The sequence below is a fragment of the Alteromonas sp. V450 genome (assembly GCF_001885075.1).
GTDB lineage: Bacteria > Pseudomonadota > Gammaproteobacteria > Enterobacterales > Alteromonadaceae > Alteromonas.
The window spans coordinates 2,446,672-2,464,316 of sequence record NZ_MODU01000004.1; the positions used below are offsets into that span (position 1 = coordinate 2,446,672).

Annotated in this window: 14 protein-coding genes; 10 read left to right on the top strand and 4 right to left on the bottom strand. The window is 43.3% G+C overall.

From position 1 onward, the window contains the following. Positions 1–60 precede the first annotated feature (60 nt). The 3 genes from BK026_RS10700 to glnG all read left to right on the top strand — a co-directional run bounded on the left by BK026_RS10700 (position 61) and on the right by glnG (position 3,312). Positions 61–696, top strand: a complete 636-nt coding sequence (locus BK026_RS10700; protein WP_071815849.1) for a DUF4124 domain-containing protein — start codon at positions 61–63, stop codon at positions 694–696. A 131-nt stretch (positions 697–827) separates the two neighbouring features. Further along, a complete protein-coding gene (gene glnL / locus BK026_RS10705; RefSeq protein ID WP_071815850.1) occupies positions 828–1,913 on the top strand; it encodes a nitrogen regulation protein NR(II) in 1,086 nt (361 codons plus the stop codon). Next, complete coding sequence (glnG, locus tag BK026_RS10710; protein WP_071815851.1) at positions 1,903–3,312, top strand: nitrogen regulation protein NR(I); 1,410 nt, start codon at positions 1,903–1,905, stop codon at positions 3,310–3,312. Before glnL ends, glnG begins: the two co-directional genes overlap by 11 nt. Before the next feature lie 49 nt (positions 3,313–3,361). Here the strand turns inward: glnG and BK026_RS10715 are convergent, their stop codons facing one another. Then, on the bottom strand, positions 3,362–3,568 hold the full coding sequence (locus tag BK026_RS10715) for a helix-turn-helix transcriptional regulator (protein ID WP_071815852.1): 207 nt from the start codon (positions 3,566–3,568) through the stop codon (positions 3,362–3,364). Continuing rightward, the gene (locus tag BK026_RS10720) at positions 3,568–4,074 is read right to left on the bottom strand and encodes a hypothetical protein (RefSeq protein WP_143142118.1); all 507 of its coding nucleotides are present in this window, start codon (positions 4,072–4,074) and stop codon (positions 3,568–3,570) included. Before BK026_RS10720 ends, BK026_RS10715 begins: the two co-directional genes overlap by 1 nt. 228 nt (positions 4,075–4,302) lie before the next feature. Here BK026_RS10720 and BK026_RS10725 point away from each other — a divergent pair, with 228 nt between their 5' ends. Beyond that, positions 4,303–5,556, top strand: a complete 1,254-nt coding sequence (locus tag BK026_RS10725) for an aspartyl protease family protein (RefSeq protein WP_256253773.1) — start codon at positions 4,303–4,305, stop codon at positions 5,554–5,556. Between the two features lie 54 nt (positions 5,557–5,610). Here BK026_RS10725 and BK026_RS10730 read toward each other — a convergent pair whose 3' ends face one another. Next, positions 5,611–6,750 carry an HD domain-containing phosphohydrolase gene (locus BK026_RS10730; RefSeq protein WP_071815855.1) on the bottom strand — a complete coding sequence of 380 codons (1,140 nt, stop codon included), beginning with the start codon at positions 6,748–6,750 and terminating at the stop codon, positions 5,611–5,613. 253 nt (positions 6,751–7,003) lie between these two features. On the opposite strand from BK026_RS10730, the gene BK026_RS10735 reads away from it, so the two are divergent. The 6 genes from BK026_RS10735 (at position 7,004) to BK026_RS10760 (ending at position 14,756) form a co-directional block, all read left to right on the top strand. After that, positions 7,004–7,729, top strand: coding sequence for a 1-acylglycerol-3-phosphate O-acyltransferase (locus BK026_RS10735; RefSeq protein ID WP_071817604.1), 726 nt, complete (start codon positions 7,004–7,006; stop codon positions 7,727–7,729). A 32-nt stretch (positions 7,730–7,761) separates the two neighbouring features. After that, positions 7,762–8,157 (top strand): ribonuclease E inhibitor RraB, encoded by a 396-nt coding sequence (gene rraB, locus BK026_RS10740; protein ID WP_071815856.1) that lies wholly within the window; start codon positions 7,762–7,764, stop codon positions 8,155–8,157. Positions 8,158–8,271: 114 nt separating this feature from the next. After that, on the top strand, positions 8,272–9,069 hold the full coding sequence (locus BK026_RS10745; RefSeq protein ID WP_071815857.1) for a choice-of-anchor H family protein: 798 nt from the start codon (positions 8,272–8,274) through the stop codon (positions 9,067–9,069). Positions 9,070–9,234: 165 nt separating this feature from the next. Then, positions 9,235–10,656, top strand: coding sequence for a diguanylate cyclase (locus BK026_RS10750; RefSeq protein ID WP_071815858.1), 1,422 nt, complete (start codon positions 9,235–9,237; stop codon positions 10,654–10,656). Positions 10,657–10,761: 105 nt separating this feature from the next. Then, complete coding sequence (locus BK026_RS10755; protein ID WP_071815859.1) at positions 10,762–12,045, top strand: PotD/PotF family extracellular solute-binding protein; 1,284 nt, start codon at positions 10,762–10,764, stop codon at positions 12,043–12,045. 44 nt (positions 12,046–12,089) lie between these two features. After that, positions 12,090–14,756 (top strand): response regulator, encoded by a 2,667-nt coding sequence (locus BK026_RS10760; RefSeq protein WP_071815860.1) that lies wholly within the window; start codon positions 12,090–12,092, stop codon positions 14,754–14,756. Positions 14,757–14,841: 85 nt separating this feature from the next. Here BK026_RS10760 and BK026_RS10765 read toward each other — a convergent pair whose 3' ends face one another. After that, positions 14,842–17,616, bottom strand: coding sequence for a valine--tRNA ligase (locus BK026_RS10765; protein ID WP_071815861.1), 2,775 nt, complete (start codon positions 17,614–17,616; stop codon positions 14,842–14,844). Positions 17,617–17,645: the final 29 nt, after the last annotated feature.

Here is a 17,645-nt window from a genome sequence, read left to right on the forward strand (position 1 = left end):
CTTTTTTTATAGGTTCTATTTATCTACTATGAACACATATTAAACAAAGGAAGTTCGATTGTGTTCAGAAAGTTAATTAGTTTTGCCGCCGCCACTGTAGTCTTAAGCCATTTCACAATTCACTCATCTGCACAGGAGTTACAAGAGCAAACGGACATTCGCTCAAACCAAACCACTAGTAAAAACCTTAGCACCACCGATGCCGAGACAGAAAGCAACAACAGCGCAAGTAGCCAACAAATATATAAGGTGGTGGATAATGAAGGAAATATTACTTTCACCGACAAGCCTTCAGCTAAAGCTAAGCCCGTTGAATTAAAAGGCAGAACCCAAAACGTTGCTTCGGGCTCGAAGCCAACATTCGTTCCTTCCTCATCTAAAGTGAACAAAAGAAATAAGAATGACTTTAAGGTTGCCATTCAAGCCCCTGAACCAGAGGCGACAATAAGAAACAACGCGGGAGACTTTACAATAACGGCAGTTCAACAGGGAAAATCTACTGCATCAACTTATCGCCTTATATTCGATGGCGCTGCATTTGCGAGCAATAATTCGGGGGTATTTAAGTTACAAGGGATCGATCGTGGCGCACATACCTATAAAGTTGAATTAACAGATAATAGAGGCAAGACTCTTGCATCTTCTCCTCAACAAACCCTTTACCTTCACAAGGCATCGGTTTTGATTGGAAACTAACGGCCCGTAATACCAACGAAAACAGCGCACCATCAAGGTTCAGTCATGTAGAAGGTGGTGCTTAAAAATCTCGCGAATTCGGGCACTGCAAGCTACAATGCACTATAATAGTGCAAAGGAGAAGCGCTCGGATGCATTCCACCGAGTTAGAAACACAACAGCTTATAAATAGCCTGAATACCGCTTTGGTAATGGTCGATAACAAACTAACAATTGTTTACGCCAACCATGCCGGGGAGGCCCTATTTGAGACGGGATTGAAACAGCTCATTGGGCATCCGCTTCAAGATTTTTTCCTACCAGGGACAATCGAAACCACTCGATTAAAAGCCGCTATTAGAAAAGGGGAAGACTTCACTGAGAATGAAATAAAACTGGCTTTTAGAGACAACCGCTATGTGTCCGCTGACCTAACCGTCACAAATTTATACTTCGAAGACGGCCCGAAATTACTCTTTGAAGTAAAAAAGATTGACCAGCAAAAGCGAATTTCTCGTGAAAACTTACAAAATGCACAGCATTACGCTGCGCGTGAACTCGTTCGCGGTCTTGCACATGAGATAAAAAACCCACTTGGCGGTATTCGCGGCGCAGCCCAACTGTTAGAGAAAGAGCTTTCAGAAGAACATAAAGAGTTTACGCGTATGATCATAGAGCAATCAGATCGTTTGCGAAACTTGGTTGACCGCTTGTTAGGGCCTAACTCGTTACCTCGATTTGTGCAAAGCAACGTTCATCAAGCGCTTGAAAAAATACGCAGTTTAATGCGTTTTGACTCAGATAATCCCATAAGCATTGTGCGTGACTACGACCCTAGTATTCCACCTATTATGCTAGACCCCGACATGATTCAACAAGCGGTACTCAATATAGTAAGAAATAGCGTTCAGGCATTGACCGAAAGCCAAACACCTCACCCTGAGATTAGGCTAGTAACGCGAATAGAACGTCAAATGACAATTCAAACTAAACGGCATGCGCTTGTTGCAAAAATAAAAATTATCGATAACGGCCCAGGTATTCCCGCTGAAATTAAAGATACACTTTTCTATCCTATGGTCACGAGTAAGCAAAATGGCTCCGGACTGGGGTTGTCTATTTCACAAACCCTCATCAATCACCACGGCGGCAAAATAGACGTAGATAGCTACCCTGGTCACACTGAATTCGTAATTTACATACCAATAGATCGTAAGGAGACAGACGATGACGAATGAGTCTGTGTGGATTGTCGATGACGACAGTTCTATTCGTTGGGTGCTGCAAAAGGCTTTGCAAGCAGCCGACATCAGTTGCTTGAGTTTTGAAAACCCTGAAGATTTATTGCTTCAACTTCAAAGTGGTCAAGCCCCGGAAGTCATCATTTCAGATATAAGAATGCCACAGATGGACGGCATGACACTTTTGAACGAGGTGCACATATCGCACCCCATGCTTCCCGTTATTATTATGACGGCGCATTCTGATTTAGACAGCGCGGTTAATGCATATCAAAAAGGCGCGTTTGAATACCTTCCAAAGCCATTTGACATAGACGAAGCGGTAACGTTAACCCAGCGAGCGCTTGCTCACGCAAGAGAACAGTCGACCGCTTCTAAAGCACATGTCGAAGACGTGGTAACGGAGATTATTGGCGAAGCACCTGCAATGCAGGAAGTTTTTCGTGCAATAGGCCGTCTCTCTCGTTCATCAATCAGCGTACTTATCAACGGTCAATCAGGCACAGGTAAAGAGCTTGTCGCCCAAGCACTTCACAGACACAGCCCGCGGGCAAGTAAACCCTTTATTGCGCTTAACATGGCAGCAATACCTGCCGATCTGGTTGAGTCAGAGCTATTTGGCCATGAAAAGGGAGCATTTACTGGGGCACAGGCGGCGCGTCAGGGGCGCTTCGAGCAAGCTGACGGCGGTACGTTATTCTTAGATGAAATAGGCGATATGCCGTTAGATGTGCAAACTCGTCTTTTACGCGTGCTTGCAGACGGCCAGTTTTATCGTGTCGGTGGCCATCAATCAGTGAGTGTAGACGTTCGCATTATTGCCGCTACTCACCAAAATTTGGAACAGCGTGTCGCCGAAGGTAAATTTAGAGAAGATTTATTTCACCGTTTAAACGTTATTCGCGTTCACCTTCCCTCGCTTAATGAACGCCGTGAAGATATTCCACTTCTAACGCGCCACTTTCTGCGCCGCGCAGCCAAAGAGCTTGATGTTGAAGCGAAAAGCATTTCAAAAGATGCAGAACGCGTTATGTCTCAGCTTCCTTGGCCTGGAAACGTACGACAATTGGAAAACGTGTGCCGTTGGCTGACAGTAATGGCCAGTGGTCAAGAGGTGTTGCCTAGCGATTTACCGCCAGAGATCCACAGTGATAGTAGTATGGAAAAACCGACGCCAGAATCAGGCGATTGGCCAGACTTACTCGCAAGCTGGACCGACAAACAACTCCGAGATGGCCATCATAATATACTCAACGATGCTATGCTAACCTTCGAGCGCGTTATGCTTGAGCGCGCACTTCAGCACACACACGGCCACAAGCAAGATGCCGCGAAGCGCTTAGGTTGGGGAAGAAACACCCTTACCCGCAAGCTTAAAGAACTTGGTGTTAATTAAGGCATAAACAACAAAAAGGGCATTGTCGAAATGCCCTTTTCAATTTCTTTTACTCATCTTCATATACCAATATATCACCTGGTTGGCACTGTAAATGGTGACAAATAGCTTCTAAGGTTGTGAATCGAACGCCCTTAACTTTACCGCTTTTCAAAAGCGACAAATTCGCCTCAGTTATTCCAATTTTTTGTGCCAGATCTTTAGAGCGAATTTTGCGCTTCGCCATCATAACGTCAAGGTTAACAAGAACAGGCATCACACAATCTCTTTGCTTTCTTTATCTAACTCGGCAGCAGCGCTAAATAAGTGAACTAGCACAGGTAAGCACAACACTATAATTAACGTCATGGGATTAAGACTTATATCAATTGAACTATTGGGAATCACTAAGTAAGTGGCCAAAGGTGTCATTGCCATACTATAACAGACATAAAAAACCGTAATCCAAGATACGTATTTCAAGTAACGTAACGTGGCTTTTGCATAAAAAAGCCCACTGCTTAGTGCAAGTAAAAGGCGCTGAAGAAAATAGAATCCAAGCAACCAGCAACCCATCAATGGAGAGAAAACTGCTGCTAATAAGAAATGTGATTCTTTGTACTGAAGCCACAAAGCGTCAAACGTATTGTCTCCAAAGGTCACCCACCACTGCCCTTGTGATACGAAGCCGTAAATGGCAATAGTTAAAAAAATGCCTACAACAACAAACAGCATCATTCGAGTAAAGTGACTAACCCGTTTTAGATTTTCTATAGATTGCATAGCGCGCTCTTCTTGTCCTTTTTCGCTCAGTGTACGCCACAGCAACCCACAACACAAAACAACCTCGTAACACAGAAATATTTTATTACAAAACACATAATAATTATTGCAAAACAATAATTAATTTCTTTTACACTTAATAAAAACGACGAGGCAATTATTATGATAAATCACACTAATGAAGCTACACATTCTTGCTGTAAATGCAGTTGTCTGCGTTGGATACTGATGACGACTATGCTTATTGGTCTGTCAGGATGTCGCATTTGGGACATGGCCGCTTTTCAGTGGAAAAATGAGAACGCGAAAATCGCTTGGCAAAGCGAAGGCGAAAACGCTGACAAAGAATTCGCAGATGAAGCCATTACTCGGACCGTGGTGCCTTTCACTATGCTCAATGACCACATTTTGGTGAATGTGACTGTTAACAAAACCACGCCCCTGACTTTTGTACTAGATTCGGGCGCTGCAGCCACAGTTATTACCGAAACTAATAAAACCAACGCACTTAAGTTACCTACGAACAAGCCAATTACGATAGGGGGTGCTGGAAGCGGAAAGGCGCCAACCGCTTACATCGTGCATGACGCCCATATTCAATTAGGTGGATTTTCTATCTCAGCTTTATCGATAATTTACGCACCAACATCTGCGATGCCGTTTCGCAGTGTAGATGAAACGTATTTCGACGGTGTACTTGGCGCTGATTTTTTTAATTGTTGTCTTGTAGAGATAAACCACGACGCTAAGACATTAGTAATTACCAAACCAGATGATAACAGCAGAGCGCATTATCGCACTGAGCAGTGGCAGGAAGTCGCAATGCCTGTAGAGAGCAATACGCCCTACTTCACCACAACACTTCACGACGAAAAGAGCCAGACAACGGTAAAGCTCATGCTGGATACTGGCTCGACAGGTACATTAACCTTATTTGCAGAAAATGACCGCTTTGCGTTGCCAGATGAAACCTTTGCAACAACCAGCACCGGAATTCAAGGAGATTCAGCCAACCTTGTGGGGTTACTGTCTCACTTCTCTTTTGGCGACACCACATTTGAGCACCTGCCAACATACTTTAGATTTGAAGGGAGTAATTCGCAGGACGGAAGCGACGGGGTATTGGGTAATCAAGTTTTAAAACAATTTAACACTGTGTTTGATTTTTCTACAGAACGTATGTGGTACCAACCCAGCAAGCAATTTACTTCCTCTGTAAGCACAGATCGTTCTGGCCTTCGTTTACTACCGCATTCCCAAGGTGCCATTGTATTAGACGTTGCTGAAGATACTGGAGCGCATGCTGCCAAGGTTCCAGTTAATAGTATCATTACTGAATTTGAGGAAGCACCGGTTACCTATGCAAACTTCGATAAACTGCAAATGGCATTGAGGCATCCCGAGCGAGAACAAGTATCACTTTGTTGGGAATTCAAAAACCAAAAAACATGTAGCGTATTGCAACTTGATTCGAGAATTTGATTGAGCAACAACTAAAAACAATTAACAATTCCCATAAAAAGAAAAAGGCAGTATTTACTGCCCTTTAGTTAAAAGTGCCGTCATTCCTTGATTAAAATGCCTTACCCACTTCATACTAAACTGCCCTTTGGCACTGCGGTTAATTTCGATAACGGCATCTTTCTTCGACAAAACGTTATCCGCATTATGTGCTCTAGGGTGCGTCATCGCATCATAGGTATCAACAATGGCAAGCAATTTAGCGCCTTCACATATATCGTCCTCTTTGAGCCCTAATGGGTAACCAGTACCATCAGTACGCTCGTGATGCTGCATGACAATTTTGCGCGCCATATCCCATTGGTCTAAATGCTCAAGTAACCTCGCACTTTTGTAAACGTGAGAGCGCATGAGATTAAACTCAATTTCGCTTAGCGCATCGCCTTTATGAAGCAACTTTAAAGGCATAAACGCCATGCCAAAGTCGTGTACATAACTGGCTACGGCAAGCTGCTCTTCATCAATTGGGTTTTCAGCAACGTCGTTGATGTACATGGCAAGTTTTGCAATTCTATCGCCTCTGCCAGACCAAAAGTCAGAACGGCGTTCGATAGTCTGCATCAAATCACGAAAAAACAATATATCTTGCTTCTTTTCTGAGCTTATATCTTTTGGGATACCGGTTGCCGCAAGTGTTGGTTGTTTAATTTGAAGCGTATCGGGGTTATCGTCGTCCGATACAACATCCAAATCGGGATTCAGCAGTAATACCGCTTCAGTTAACCGCTTCTCGTGTTCATCACTGTTTTCAGGCGTTACTCGGCTAATTGCCAGAACAAGTTGGCTGTGCAAGGTATCGTCATAATCGGCTTTACCATTCGCCATCACGGTCTCGACGAACGCTTTGACCCTGTCCATGGTAAGAAGTACAAGATCACTCATCGTACTGGTGTAAGCTACCTGCCCCTTGCGTAGATAGTCGAGGAGATCTTCAACATGCTGCAATAGCGGTATCATTGGTGAAAAATTAACTAACCCCAAGTCACCTTTTATCGTATGAATAGATCGAAAAAGCGCACGCTGAAGTTCGTTGTCCTCTGGACGTAACTCTAACTCAATAAGTGTTTGCTCGCTCGATTCATAGAGTTCATTTATTTCCTCCATCAAGTCAGCAAGAATATCTTCTTCTAATTCGTCTGGAGTAAATGTCTGCATAAAAATTCCGAATAAAGTGAATGTTTGCCTATTGTTAGTCTAATTCGCAATTACAAAAATTTCCTCATACTAAAGGTGGTAAAGATAAATTAAGCACCAAAAATAGATGAAAATTAGCGCGTACATGAGAGCAACGGATGATAATTTGCTCACATGCACGGTAAAACTCAAACTTAACTATTAAAACTCATCGGACAAGTGTACGCTGAAACTTCTACTATACTGCGCGCGTCAATTGTATATGGGAGTTGTTTTGATAGCTTTATTCCGCGTTCCAGCGCTCTTCTTCGCCTTTCTTTTTATCAACCTTGCTTTGCTCATTGTGTGTCTGGCGCGTCCTTTTCACAAAGATAACGTACACGTTGCGGGCAGACTTTATTCAATGATGGCTAAAATCGTTGGACTCAAGATAGTGATAAAACGAGATCCAGAGGTGAAATTGAATCACCCCTATGTCTTTATTGCTAATCATCAAAATAGCTTTGACGTCATTACAATCTGTCGCGCAGCCTTACCTGGTGTCGTTACTATCGGCAAAAAAAGTTTAAAGTGGATCCCCATCTTTGGCCAAATCTATTGGCTATCGGGCAACATTATGATCGACAGGAAAAACTCTGGAAAAGCGAGAAATACACTTGATATTGCTGCAAGTAAAATTGCAAATCGAAAAACATCAGTGTGGTTATTTCCTGAAGGTACACGAAGCTACGGCCGCGGTATTCTGCCTTTCAAGCAAGGGGCTTTTCGTTTGGCTAAAACCACTAATGAACCTATCGTTATGGTAACGGCTTCTAATTTACACAACAAAGTAAAATGGAACCGTTGGGATAACGGTATTGTGTTAATCGATATTTCTGCACCTGTACCGTTAACAGAAGAATATTCGATAAAAGAATGGATGCACTATTTCAACAACCAAATGAAGCAAAAGTTTGATGACGTTAATACACAGGTCGATGAACTGGAAAAAAGCAGGTAAACTTGCGCCTAAATTGCTAACGAGTGTTTATTATGACCCAGTTCGATGAAAGAGAAGAGTGGTACGCGTTTAACCAAGAAACTATTGACGCCCTTCTAGAAGATGGTAGTCAAGCCGATGCGGACTACACCATTGAGCACCATTTCGCCAGTACCGACTTCGATGTGTTGGAAAAGGCAGCTGTTGATGCGTTTAAAGCTGGTTTTGAAGTCACCGATGCTGAAGAACTTATTCTTGATGATGGCGAAACCATTTTTTGTTTCGACGCGGTAGTTGAGAGAAGATTAGACATTGAAAAACTTAACGCTGATTCAGATACACTGCTAAAGATTGCCGACAAGCATGACGTAACCTACGATGGTTGGGGAACTTACTTCGAACCTCGTGAGGAGGGAGATTACGAAGAAGACAGCTACTTCGACGACTAACTCCTCATCATCATTCTTCGGCATTAGAAGCGTCGTTAAGACACCCTTCAGCTTCGGTTCATCTTTTTTCAATCACAATGATACTGTCATTATCGATTGGAAAAGGATGGACGTATGAAATCACTGTTATACTCTCTAACTGCCCTTGCATTTTCTAGTGCAACTTCACTAGCCCTCGCAACAGAGCAGCAAACAAGTCGCGATATTCTTGTAAAGTCCAACGAATTTCGTTACGACGCGCCTTATCACTCTGACGTGAATACTGTAACTTCCGCATCAAGAGGATCGGTAGGAGCAGTAATTAAAAGTGGGGCGCCTTCTAATCTTGGCAGTGATCGTAGTAGTGAACGTGAACAGCGCTATTTTGGGAAAGTCAAAAACGCAGCGGAGTCTACAACCGTTCTCAACAACGAGTTTTGGATTTATGAAAGCTGGATAACACTAGAGAATGATATAGATTACGATGGATATCATTCGACTTTTTCAATCGAATTCGATGCTGACACTATTTTCAACCAGGTACCTGTCTATGCCGTGCTATACCTAGGAGTAAATGGTGCTTATGATGCCATTCATGTTTCGTCGGAATTCTATATCTACGGCGAAGACTCGACCGATACTTTTACGATAGAAAGTACTCTAGTATCAGGGTTTCCGCCTAATGACTATGATATTTTGTTGGAATTATACGATGCCGAAACCGAAGAACTTGTCGCATTCACCGATGGCTATGATGACGGCGCTCTCGCCTTTGTTCCTCTCGAAAGTGAAAACAATGAATATACGGTAGAAGAAACTGTTGTCATCGTTGAAGAGCACGGTGGCACGTGGTCTGCAGTGTCACTTTTCTGTTTAGTCCTTGTCGCCATAGGTAAAAAATTGAAACCGCTTATCGCGAAACAACCTCGCTAGTCACTACACGGTATTTCTACCAAGCAAGGAACCGCGTCAATGCAGTTCCTTGCACATTCTTAATACTAAAGTCTATCTTTTACTTATAGCAGTTCGCACAATATCCAAGGATAAATGCTGTGCGCTTTTTCTGATCCTTAAAGCCTTATTACTTGGAAGAGCCTTATGAGCATCGAAAATGTCAATTTATTTAACCTACTTGAAAATACGCAAATAGGCGTCGTTATTCACAACGTAAAAGGTATTGTAGAGTACGCCAATCCAGCTGCGCTGGATATGCTAGAGATTGACCTTGAGTCGATAAAAGGTAGCGCTCCCTCTTCTCATTCTTGGGATTTTATTGATCGCCAGAATCGTCAACTAGCGATGGAGGAACTTCCAGTTTATAAGGTAATATCTACGGGCGAGCCTGTGAACGAACAGATTATTGGTAAGTCATCTCAACGCACGGGAAAAATGAGGTGGTTTAGCGTCAATGCATATCCGGAAAGAAAGCCTATGACGCCAGCCCCATCCGAATTTGTTGTCGTTTACTTTACGAATATCTCCGAAAAAGTTAACAGCTTCTCACACAAGGATATTGTAGAAAACGCTCAGGACATGATTTTGGTAACAGAGGCAGCGAATATTGAGCCACCTCTCTCGCCAAAAATCATCTATGCTAACAACGCTCTATGCGAACACACTGAGTACACTTTATCGGAATTGATTGGAGAGACTCCTCGGATTTTTCAAGGCGCGTTAACAGATAAATCAGCGACAAAGCGGATAAAACAAGCGCTGATTGAGACACGCCCTTGTTCGGAAACGCTATTGAACTACACCAAAACCGGTACGCCGTTTTGGGTACAGATGAATATATTTCCTTTGAAAAATAGCTTCGGTGAAGTAACACATTTTGCTGCTGTTCAACGCAATATAAGTGAACTCAAATTTCGTACTGAGCAACTAGACAAAAGAAATGAAGAGCTTAAACGTATCAAAAGTGATTTAGAATTACTTGTAGACAACAGAACACGAGAACTGCGCTCTGCTAATTTAAAACTAGAGAGGCTCGCTTTTTTTGACGCATTAACGAATATTCCAAATAGACGCGCTTTCTTCGAAGGTGTAGAAAAACTCATTCATTTCGCCATAAGAAACAACAAAGGTTTATTGTTTGGGCTCGCTGATGTTGACCATTTTAAATCGATCAACGACAACCATGGCCACGCATTTGGCGACGACGTTTTGGTGTATATCGCTGAAACATTGAAAAAATTCTTTCGCGTAGAGGATGTCATTGGGAGAGTTGGTGGTGAAGAATTCGCGTTTTGTATTTTGTTGCCCGACCCGCTCAATCCATTGCCAATAATTGATAGGTTGCGAGAAAAAATCAGTTCGCTGCATAAAGATGTACCAGCCCTCAACAACAGACAGGTTACGCTAAGCATAGGCGCAGTATATCTACCTCAAGTAATGAGCACTGACATAAAAAAACTGTTCACAAAAGCAGATGAAGCGCTATACGAAGCCAAAAATAAAGGGCGTAATTGCGTAGTATGCAAATCGCTAGTGTCTCACGTGAATCCCGACGCGATAAATTAATAAATAGTGAAAAAGACGAAGTAATTAAGACGTAAAAGTTTTGTAACCTTCATAGTAAAGTGCCACACTGTAAACAGGAACCCACCGCCTAAGGAAATCCTTCTGATGCCAGAAGAGGTTGTTTCACATTTGCCTTCATCGCAAAAACGGAGAACGCTGTTAAAAGGCGGGATAGCGTTTGCTTTGAGCGCCGGCACCACGCCCTTTGCAATCGGAAAAGAAAAACCGACTCTGAGAGTGTTGGGCACTCACGTTACACTTCAAGAAGCCTTGCGACAGCGGGCGATGGAAGATCTCGGATTTAATATCGAGTTTGAGCCAGGAGGGAGTGCGCGGGTATTACAAAAAGCATCAATGAACCCAAACACGTTTGACTTATATGAGCAGTGGTCTAACAGTATTAACGTCTTGTGGCGTGCCCAAGCTATACAACCCATTGATAAAAAGAAATTACGATATTGGGATGAAGTTAACGACTTAACAAAAACGGGTAGGCTGAGTCCGGATGCTCGTATTGGTGCAGGCGACGCGCCGCACAAAATTATTAATGTACAAAATGACGGTTCTTTAGGCGAACAGCATACTGAAAAAATTAGTTTTTTGCCCTATGTTCATAATGTGGACTCATTCGGATATCACGCTGACCACTTACCAGATGCACTGAAAAAAGAACAAGAAAGCTGGGGCTGGCTTCTTGATAGTCGTTACAGCGGTAAAGTAGGAATTGTGAATGATCCGACAATCGGGTTGTTTGACCTCGCGCTGGCAGCGCAAGCAAAAGGGTTTGTGCAATTCGAAGATATTGGTGCCATAAACGATCAAGAACTAGACGATCTATTCAGCATACTTATCGAACTTACTCAATTACATCATTTCAGCGGCTTTTGGACCTCAGTACCCGAATCTGTAGAGTTTATGAAATCAGGCAGAGTTTCGATAGAAAGCATGTTTTCTCCTGCAGTGTCTGCGTTAAATGGACAAAATATACCCGTTACGTTTGCTGCACCTAAAGAAGGATACAGAGGCTGGCATGGCGTAATGTGTCTTTCTTCAGCAACTCACGGCAGACAAAAAGATATAGCGTATGAGTACATGAATTGGTGGCTATCTGGTTGGCCCGGCGCCTTTATTGCGAGACAAGGTTATTACATATCGAATCCTGAGCGATCAGCACAATATTTATCCAAGGCTGAATGGGATTATTGGTATGAAGGAAAAGTCGCGACACAAGCGTTAAAAGGTACTGACGGTAGAATAAGTGTAAGCAAAGGTGCACAGAGAAACGGCGGCAGTTACAAAGCAAGGTTTAGTAACGTAGCAGTATGGAATACGGTAATGCCTTCGTACGAATACAGTTTGCAAAAATGGTATGAATTTATTACGGCTTAACCCGAATAACGTAAGTATATGAAAAGGAAAAGGTTCGAAGAAAAATGTTGTCGTCTATTCGTGTTCAACTTGTCTCCGTACTGTTTGCTTTAATTGCACTAATTTTAGCGCAAGGGTATATCGCTCGTGATAACCAAACCGTGCTAAACAGAGGTATCGCCTCAGCTTCGCAGGCGGTAGTTGATGTTGCTCTAGTAAAAGAGCTTGAACGCGACGTTGTCGATTTACAAAGAAACGTACTTATCTTCAAAGAAAATGCTAGCAAATCAGCTATCACTCGTTTCAGTCGACTGATGGTTACGATCAATGCCAAACTCGACAAGTTGAATATAGGTGGCGAGGATGGAGCGAGTTATCAAGCAGAACTTCTTAACAGAATGCGTGAACACCTGAACACTTATCAAGAAAACTTTAGTCAAGTTGTGGGAGCGCGTACACAAAAAGACAATTTAATTGCCGATGGAACACTTTCAGATTTAACTCTATTATCGAGCACCGTTGTAACGGCATATGAGAATAAAGAAATATCTAAAGCAGCGTTCGACGCTGCCAAAGGGGCCCTAATTCGAGCAGAAAATGCCATGTTGAAGTATTTAATGAAACCAGAAATGAGTTTCATCCAACGCTTTAACGTATCAATTGAGGAGCTTGAAATTAGTTTTAGTTCTTCAGCTATGCCTTTAAAAAGCAAAGTAACTCGTCTGAGTGAACGCGTTAAAAATGACTTCTTTAAATTGACTCAAATCACCCAAGGCAACCTATTTTTAGTTAATGTCGTCATGGCGGGTTCCGCAAATGAGTTTCTCTATTTAAGTGGAGAACTCGCCAAACAAGTCACAACACAATCAGAAGTTGCAACACAGCGTACATACAACCTTGCTGAAGCAACACAGCGCAATGGCGAAATATTTTCATTAATCGCTATTTTGTTAGCACTCACCGCTGCTCTCTTCTCAATTTTCAGGATTTTAGGCCCTATACGCTCCATTACAGAAGTTTTTAATAAGCTTTCAGAAGGGGTACAAATTACCAATATTCCCGGCAGCAATAGAAAGGATGAAATTGGCAAATTAGCTAAAGCTGCAAAAGTTTTTAGTGATAAAAACCGTCAAACAGAAAAATTACTCATTGAAGCCCAAAACTTGAACGGACAATTAGAAAGCTTAAATACGGCACTCAATGAATCAAAGATAAAAGCAGAACAAGCGACAGCATCAAAAAGTATTTTTCTTGCGAACATGAGCCATGAGATAAGAACACCGATGAACGGGATCTTGGGTTTAATTGAATTAGCGCAGCAACAAGACCTCTCCGAAACAGTGAGAGACTACTTAGACAAAGCTGCGTACTCCGGTCAGATTCTACTTAGCGTTATCAACGATATTTTGGATTTCTCAAAAATTGAAGCTGGTAAGCTCAAGATAGAAGAAGTCAGTTTTTCGCTTCACTCGCTATTTGACAATCTTATTGCTGTTATTGCACTTCGAGCAAAAGAAAAGAACTTATCTGTTCATTTTGAAGTGGCTCCAACAATTCCACCACAAGTGGTAGGCGACCCGCTGCGAATTGCACAAATTATCATGAACATAGGCAACAATGCGGTGAAGTTTACTGAACAAGGCCGAATAGATATTGTTTTTGATGGCTCGCTAAATGAAAAAGGAAACCTGTTAACACTAAAAATGCGCATTAGTGATTCTGGTATCGGTATGAGTGAAGCGCAACTTAATCGCATATTTAAGCCTTTTACTCAGGCCGATGGTTCAACGAACAGGAAGTATGGCGGTACAGGCTTGGGGCTGACCATTGTTAGTCAACTTACCGAGTTGATGGGAGGAAAAATAAACGCATCTTCGGTCATGGGTAAAGGCAGTACATTTGAAGTTTCGCTTCCCATTCGCGCTTTCAAGAACCAACAAGGAGTTTTAGAAAAAGTCTCGCAGTTACCACAGGACACTTTATATATTACAGAGTCTCCTCTTTTGCCGTTGTCCTATTGTGATCAAATAGATGTTACAAGCAGCGCTTTTGTCCCGTTAAATCAAGCTAAAGCGCTTGCTACTCTACCCGAGTATTTGCTTGTCGACATTCCGGAATTTAGTACCTTCAGGTTAAATTTAGGATGGCTGAAAGGTCTGCTTGAAGATGGAAAGTCAGTGGGATTGATCATTGAAAGCGCAGGTAGTGCATTACAGAACAAGTATGTATCTATGTGGCAAGGCCCTCTGCTAATGCATCCTTTTACACCTGCGCAATTTGAACGCTTCATACACGATATTCTCGCAAAGCAATCACCACAACATGTTGAAGAAAATGAAGAAAAACATGAGGAACTTGTTTTAGAAGGGCATGTTTTGCTTGTGGAAGACAACAATATAAATCAACTTGTGACCGGTGAAATGCTTACACAGTTAGGCATAACATTTGATATTGCAGAAGATGGTAAGCAAGCGGTACAAAAGATAGAAAACGCCCCCCAATACGACCTGATACTAATGGATGTTCAGATGCCAGTAATGGACGGTTACGACGCGACGTCACTATTGCGAAGCAAGGGCTTTACTGATATTCCTATCATCGGGCTATCTGCAAATGCCATGAAAGAAGACAAAGAGAATGCATTAAATGCGGGGATGAACGATTACCTTACAAAACCAATAAAACAAAAGTCGCTGGTCTCTATGCTTAATCGCTATCTAGTGAAATATTAATACTCGATATCTCAAAAAAAAAGGTTACCGTTCTGGTAACCTTTTTCTCATTTACACGAGCAACAAACCTCTACAAGCGTTGCAATTAAAGCGCTTTAATGGTCTCGAACTGCTCTTTAAGTTTGGCTAGGGCTTTTTCACCCTCTTCCAACTTAGCGCGTTCTTTTTCAATTACCGCTTCTGGCGCATTACTTACGAACTTCTCGTTACCCAACTTGCCACGAGTACGAGATACATCTTTCTCGATTTTCTCCATGGCTTTAGTGATACGAGCAAGCTCTGCGTCTTTGTCGATAAGCCCTGCCATTGGAATAAGAATTTCCATCTCACCTACAAGCGCTGTCGCACTGGCCGGTGCTTCTTCACCGTCTTTCAATACAGTAACGGTTTCAAGCTTAGAAAGCTTATCTAGGAATGCCTTAGCCGCATCAAGACGACGCGCGTCTTCGTCGCTTACGTTTTTAAGTAGCGCATTAAGCGGTTTGTTTGGCGAGATATCCATTTCACCACGGATATTACGAATACCCACGATAAACTTCTTCACCCACTCGATATCAGCAAGTACTTTGTCGTCTTGTTTCGCTGCATCAACTTCAGGGAATGCCTGAACCATAATGCTTGCGCCCTCTTCTACCTTAAGCGCACTTAGTGGCACAACGCGCTGCCAAATAGTGTCGGTGATAAATGGCATAAGCGGGTGCAACAAGCGAAGCAGGCTTTCAAGTACGTTAATAAGGGTATGACGGGTACCGCGCTTTTCAGCTTCGGTGCTGGCGTCATTGTTAAGCACAGGTTTAGTAAGCTCTAGATACCAGTCACAGAACTGGTTCCAGGTAAACTCGTAAACGGTTTGTGCTGCAATGTCGAAACGGTAGTCTTCAAGCGCTTTTTCAAACTCAACCAGCGTTTGTTGGAACTTCGCCCAAATCCAACGATCGGCCATGCTAAGCACCATTTCGCCGCCGTCACGACCTGTATCGTGCTCTTCTGTGTTCATCATTACGAAACGTGATGCGTTCCAAATCTTGTTGCAGAAGTTGCGGTAGCCTTCGACACGGGCCATATCAAAGTTGATATCGCGACTGGTTGACGCCATAGCGGCAAAGGTAAAGCGCAATGCGTCTGTACCGTAGGCCTGAATACCATCAGGGAATTGCTTGCGAGTGCGCTTAGCAATCTTCTCAGCAAGCTGAGGCTGCATCATGCCGGCGGTACGTTTTGTCACAAGCGATTCAATATCAATACCGTCAATCAAGTCGATTGGGTCAAGCACGTTGCCCTTCGACTTTGACATTTTATCGCCATTCTCATCGCGGATAAGACCAGTAATGTAAATGTCTTTAAACGGAATTTTGCCCGTGAACTTCTTGGTCATCATAATCATTCTGGCAACCCAGAAGAAAATGATGTCAAAGCCAGTAACCAGCACTGAAGACGGCACGAAGGTTTCTAGATCTGGCGTTTCTTCCGGCCAGCCCATGGTGGCGAACGGCCATAGTGCACTTGAGAACCAGGTATCTAGTACATCGTCGTCTTGTGAAAGGGTTACATCACTGCCAAGGTTGTGCTTTTCACGCACTTCTTCTTCAGTGCGGCCAACAAAAACATTACCGTTTTCGTCATACCACGCTGGAATGCGGTGTCCCCACCACAGCTGACGCGAAATACACCAATCTTGAATGTTGTGCATCCACTGGTAGTAAGTCTTGTTCCAGTTCTCTGGCACAAAGCGAATTTCGCCACTTTCAACCGCTTCAATAGCAGGTTTAGCAAGAGACTCAACCGCTACATACCACTGGTCAGTTAGGTAGGGTTCAATTACCGCACCGGTTCTGTCGCCGCGCGGCACTTTAAGCTTGTGCGGCTCAATTTTAACCAAAGAACCTTGGGCTTCTAGGTCGGCAACTATTTGCTTACGGGCGTCGAAACGATCTAAACCACGGTACGCTTCTGGCGCATCATCATTAATTTTCGCATCGTCGGTAAGAATATTGATCATAGGTAGGTTATGACGCTTACCCATGTCGTAGTCGTTAAAATCGTGAGCAGGCGTAATTTTAACGCAGCCTGTACCGAATTCTTGATCTACATAGTCATCGGCGATAACTGGAATTAAACGGCCCGTAATCGGTAGCTTAATTTCTTTGCCGATAAAGCTTTGGTAACGCTCATCATCCGGGTGTACTGCAACCGCTGTATCGCCTAGCATAGTTTCAGGACGCGTTGTCGCAACCACTAGCTCACCGCTACCATCTGCAAGTGGGTAGCGCATGTGCCACATGTGGCCGTCTTCTTCTTCGTTCAGTACTTCAAGATCAGATACTGCAGTGTGAAGCACTGGATCCCAGTTAACCAAACGCTTGCCACGATAAATAAGGCCTTCTTCGTGTAGTTTAACGAACACTTCAGTGACGGCTTTAGATAAGTCTTCGTCCATGGTGAACACTTCGCGAGACCAGTCAGGAGACGTACCTAGACGACGCATTTGACCGGTGATCGTTCCGCCGCTGTGCTCTTTCCATTCCCACACTTTTTTGATGAAGTCTTCACGACCTAAATCGTGGCGCGTCTTGCCTTGTGCGTTAAGCTGGCGCTCTACCACCATTTGGGTAGCAATACCGGCGTGGTCAGTACCCACTTGCCAAAGCGTATTATCACCCTTCATGCGGTGATAACGGGTTAAGGCGTCCATGATGGTTTGCTGGAAACCATGGCCCATGTGAAGGCTACCGGTAACGTTTGGTGGCGGAAGCAAAATACAATAAGGATCGCCGCTACCTGAAGCTTTAAATAAACCCGCCTCTTCCCATGACTTGTAGCATTGCTGCTCGATGGACTGCGGTTCGAAGGTTTTATCCATTACACACTCTCAAATTGAAGCTAAACGCG